Here is a 5,056-nt window from a genome sequence, read left to right on the forward strand (position 1 = left end):
TTTTCTTTAACCTGGCATTGTCCCTTCCGCCTTCTGTTTATCTACTTGTTGCTGATGTTCTTCTGCCGTCTTATTAAAATAATAATTGCCAAGCGTATCCGTCACAAAGAAATAATAATCCCCATAATACGGACTTTCCGCATAGCGCAGCGTATTGGTCATTGCTTCTAAACCCGGATTGGAAATTGGACCAGCAGGAAGTCCTTCCACATTATAGGTATCGTAATTGTCAATAATATTTTGCGGAATATTTTCCCATCCACCATAATAAGGCGCAATTGTATTATTGATATAATTGTTATCATTATCATTCTGGATATAACTTGCACAATTACTCTCTAAACGCGGAACCGGTGAGTTGGGAGCGAGACGATTCATAAAAATTGCTGCAACATCTGCCTGATGTTCGGCACTGCCTGCTTCCTCCTGAACAATAGAGGCCAATGTAACAAATTCAGAAAGAGTAAATCCCATTTGCTCTACCTGTTGATACATTTCCTCTGTAAATTTGTTATCAAACTCACCACGTCATCCCCCACAAAGAAGTCGTACGTATCCGGGAAAAGATAGCCTTCACACGGCATGAATTGATTGGGGTCCTCATCACGCTTGTTCCAGAAAGTAAACTGGCTAAAGTCGCCATTATTTGCCACATCCAAAAACTCTTCCGCAGTACACAATCCCGCTTCCTCCATACGCTGTGCAAACTGCACCGCTGGAATTCCTTCGGGGAAAGTAACACGTACGGTCTCTCGGTTGTCCTGCGGCTGCTGTAAAGCCTCCAGAATTTCATCATATGTCATATCTGAAGTCAGTTCAAAACTACCATACTGCAGCGATGGGGCCACACCTTCCAGTTTTACATAAATCCGGAAAATCTGCGCGGATTGGATAATTCCGGCCTCTTCCAAACTCGATCCTATGGTAAGAGGTCCTGCGCCTTGCTCAATTTCAACAGTAGCCGTTGTAATCACTTGTCCACGGCTGCCATTGATTTCTCTAAGAACTGCGGTTCCGCCCAATCCTACCGCAGCAAAGAGAAGGATCAAAACAATAAGGATAACAAAGAAACACCCCAATCCCTTTTTCTTTTTCCGGGGCTTTTCCTGAACAGCCTCCTCTTCTTCTTCAACCAAAGGCTCTTCATTGTGCTCAAATTGTTTATAGTCTCGAGCATCCTCTTCGTAAGAAGAATCCTCCATGGGCTGAGTTTCTTTTAATGGCTTCGACTCTTCTGGTGCATTTGTTTTCTCTTTATCACGTACTTGACGAACCAACTGGCGAAGTTTTTCATCGTACGCTTTCTTCTCTTCGGGAGTAAGACGTTCCAGTCTGCTGCGCAATTCTTTGATTTTGTCCGCATACTGCCGTTGTTGCTCCGGCGAAAGCTGAGCCAATGCAACATACACCTGCGCCAACTTCTCTACATATTCCTGTTCCTTCGGCGACAAAATATTTTCGTCCATCTCGCACCTCTGTTTTTTATTTTTGGAACATTCGCTCCACCAGGTTTCGGATATCCGCATGAATCTCCTCACGAGTTCTCATTGTTCCATCCTTTGAACACTCAATTCGTGTCCATCCCAATTGCTCCACACAATACTGGGCTGCATCTCGACTGTGCTCTAAATAGTGAAGATCCTTTTCATGAATATCCTTTTTCCCTTCATCACCTTTATATCTCTCAGTCAATAATCTCTGAGACACATCAAGTGCTACATCTAAATAAACAACTAAATCCGGCTTTGGAATACCTATTTTATTATATTCAAAATCAGACAACCAGTAAAGGTATTCCTGCCATTGGGTACGCGGCAATTTTGCGCACTGATGAATCGCATTGGAAGTGGTATAGCGGTCTGCTAAAACGATACCGCCATTTTCGTAAAAAGATGCCCACTCCATGCGGTAACTAGCATAACGATCCACCGCATAAAAGCTGGAGGCGGCATAGGCATTTACACTTTCTGCATCCTTTCCAAAATCCCCAGCCAAGTACATTTTAACAAGTGCGCTAGAAGGGCTATCATAATTGGGGAACGTCACTTTCTTTACTGGGTATCCAATGCCAGAAAGTGCTTTCCAAAGCAGCTCTGTCTGAGTGGCCTTTCCACTTCCATCCAAGCCCTCCAGAACAATCAGCTTTCCATTCAAAATGTTTCCTTCCTTCTGTCCTTAGACCTTCTTTAGAGGAGCATAATTGGCCATTGTCTTCTTTATGCCCGCTTTTTCAAAGCGAATTTCAACAATGGTATCTCCGGCTACAGGTGTAACTTTTTGCACCACGCCTCGGCCAAAGACTTTATGTTCCACAGTATCGCCTACATGGAATTGCTTATCGGATGCAGATGTCTCCGTGGCTGTGTATTTCCGCGCCGTAACTGCTCCCGCCTGAATTGCAGATGCCATTCTGCCCTGCCCACTTTTTGCACTGGGCGTCGATGTTCCCGAAGTTCGAGAGCGCACTGTAATATTTACCGGAGCTTGTCCATATCCTCTGTTCGTAAGAGTACGATTATACTCCGAATTCAAATAGCCATTTTGAGAAACAGTTCTATCTCCAAAACCACTTTGATACCGTTGGCGTGCCAATTGCATTTGTCGAACAGTCGGACTCTGTTCCATAGTAAGCAGTTGTGGATCAATCTCATCCAAAAATCGAGAATGTTTGTTTCTTCTTGTCTGACCAAACATCATTCTAGAGTTCGCACTCGAAAGATAAAGTTCTTTTCTGGCTCGTGTAATTCCTACATAGCAAAGGCGTCGTTCTTCTTCCAAATCCTCATTGGAATATCGGCTCATCTCGCTTGGAAAAATACCTTCTTCCAATCCAACAATAAACACATAATCGAATTCCAGCCCTTTTGCAGCGTGCATAGTCATCAAAACAACTACATCTGCTTGCTCATCGTAGCTATCAATATCACTGATCAAAGCAACTTCTTCCAAAAAACCTTCCAAAGAAGCATCCAGCCCCTTTTGATCTGCATACGTTTTTACGCTTGAAACAAGTTGGCCAATATTTTCGAGACGTGATTGTCCCTCCTCATCCAACGCCTCTAACATCGCACGATATCCTGTCACTTCCAAAAGTTCTGTTACAAAGCCATCCAAAGGCATCGATTCATATGCTTTTAAAAGTGCTTGGTAAATCGCATAAAACTTTTGAAGTGCTCCTGCCGCTCTTGCCAAGGATGGGTAATCATAACAATTCTGAATCACATCCAACATTGGAACTCCCAACCCGGCGGCAATATCCGCGACATTTTGAATTGTGGCCGCTCCAATTTTACGAGCTGGTTCATTAATAATCCGCCGCAATCGTAAATCGTCCTGCCGATTTGCCACAATTGCCATATAAGCCAAAATATCCTTGATTTCTTTGCGGTCGTAAAAACGTTGTCCACCCACAATTTTGTAGGGGATTCCTGCACGGGCAAAATAAGTCTCAATCGGCCCCGACTGAGCATTCATCCGATACAAAATTGCGTGGTCGCGCAATTTTGCACCTTTTCGAAGATTTTGTCCAATAATTGTAGCAACATGCGCCGCTTCATCCATTTCAGAATCCGCTTCATAGCAAAGTATACGATCGCCTTGTCCATTATTCGTCCACAATGTTTTACCTTTACGGGCCTGATTGTTTTGAATAACACAGTTTGCCGCATCTAAAATGGTTGATGTAGACCGATAGTTTTGCTCTAGACGAATCACCTTTGCTCCGCGAAAATGCTCCTCAAAATTCAAAATATTTTCGATTGTCGCACCACGGAATCGATAAATACTCTGATCATCATCGCCTACCACGCAAACATTTTGGTGCAGCCCCGCCAGCAAGTAAACCAACTGAAACTGTGCTACACTGGTGTCTTGGTACTCGTCTACCAAAACATACCGATACCTCGCCTGATAAAAATCTCTTACGTCCTCGCATTCTTGCAGCAAACGTACCGTTTGATAAATCAGGTCGTCAAAATCCATGGCGCCGGCCTGTAGCAATTTTTTTTGATAAGCATCATAAACTTTTGCAATCAGACCCATACGGGTATCTGCAGGAGCTGCCAAAGCCTCCTTTGGACTAATCATTTTATCCTTTAAACGCCCAATGTTCGAAATTGCTGCTTTAATTGGTAAAAACTTATCATCCACATTTAACGCTTTGTAAATTTCTTTCATTGCACGTTGCTGATCATCCGTGTCGTAGATGGTAAAACTTTTGGGATATCCCAATCTCTCTGCATCCCGACGTAAGATGCGAACACAGGCAGAATGAAAGGTAGATGCATGCACATCTTGCCCAGCCTCTCCCAACATAACAGAGAGACGATTTTTTAATTCTCCCGCCGCCTTATTTGTAAATGTAATAGCAAGAATGTGATAAGGCCATATAGGACGCTCTGACAAAAAACGGGTTAGTCCTTCTGAAGGGCATCCGCCATTTTGAATCAAACTTTCCAATTCATTGACCTGTTCGATCCCTACTCCCGCTGGGACCTGTGTCGACTGATATGCATTTCCAAAACGAATCAAGTTCGCAATTCTATTCACAAGAACAGTCGTTTTTCCACTTCCTGCCCCAGCTAAAATCAACAAAGGGCCCTGTGTAAAAAACACCGCTTCCTTTTGCATGGAATTCAATCTTCCAAACTGCATTTCAATGTATTGTTTACGCAAAGAAAGAAATTTTGTTTCTAATGAACCGTCCATGAAGTTCCCCTATTCTTCTAGTACTGAAATGTAGTGCATCCAAAACACGTACAGTATACCATAAATACACCGCAAAAGAAAGAAAAGCTGCTCCAAAAAGGAGCAGCTTTTTTTCAAAATTAATGAAACAATCAGACACAAGCTTTGAGCATGTTGATCAAAATTCCCGCGGCAACCGCACTGCCAATAACACCGGCCACGTTCGGTCCCATCGCATGCATCAACAGGAAGTTCTGGGGATTTTCTTTCTGACCCACTTTCTGAGACACACGAGCAGCCATAGGAACTGCAGAAACGCCTGCAGAACCAATCAACGGGTTTACCTGTCCTTTGGTTACCCAGCACATTA

The 5,056-nt window shown here is 43.4% G+C and carries 3 protein-coding genes and 1 pseudogene; all 4 read right to left on the minus strand.

Annotation, left to right across the window (positions count from 1 at the left end; translation table 11 throughout):
• Positions 1 to 6: 6 nt before the first annotated feature.
• Positions 7 to 1,526: pseudogene (mltG, locus tag AB5H98_RS12620) on the minus strand (endolytic transglycosylase MltG).
• The gene (locus AB5H98_RS12625; RefSeq protein WP_367926251.1) at positions 1,483 to 2,157 is read right to left on the minus strand and encodes a dTMP kinase; all 675 of its coding nucleotides are present in this window, start codon (positions 2,155 to 2,157) and stop codon (positions 1,483 to 1,485) included. The pseudogene mltG and the gene AB5H98_RS12625 overlap by 44 nt, the downstream one beginning before the upstream one ends.
• Before the next feature lie 18 nt (positions 2,158 to 2,175).
• Positions 2,176 to 4,707 (minus strand): ATP-dependent helicase, encoded by a 2,532-nt coding sequence (locus AB5H98_RS12630; protein ID WP_367926249.1) that lies wholly within the window; start codon positions 4,705 to 4,707, stop codon positions 2,176 to 2,178.
• Between the two features lie 131 nt (positions 4,708 to 4,838).
• The coding region (locus tag AB5H98_RS12635; protein WP_367926250.1) for a sodium ion-translocating decarboxylase subunit beta at positions 4,839 to 5,056 on the minus strand (218 nt) is incomplete at its 5' end.

The sequence above is a fragment of the uncultured Ruthenibacterium sp. genome, assembly GCF_963558415.1.
Classification (GTDB): domain Bacteria; phylum Bacillota; class Clostridia; order Oscillospirales; family Ruminococcaceae; genus Ruthenibacterium.

Excerpts from the sequence above, each read along its gene's own strand:
- AB5H98_RS12630 (WP_367926249.1), bottom strand. The coding sequence starts at position 4,707 with ATGGACGGTTCATTAGAAACAAAATTTCTTTCTTTGCGTAAACAATAC.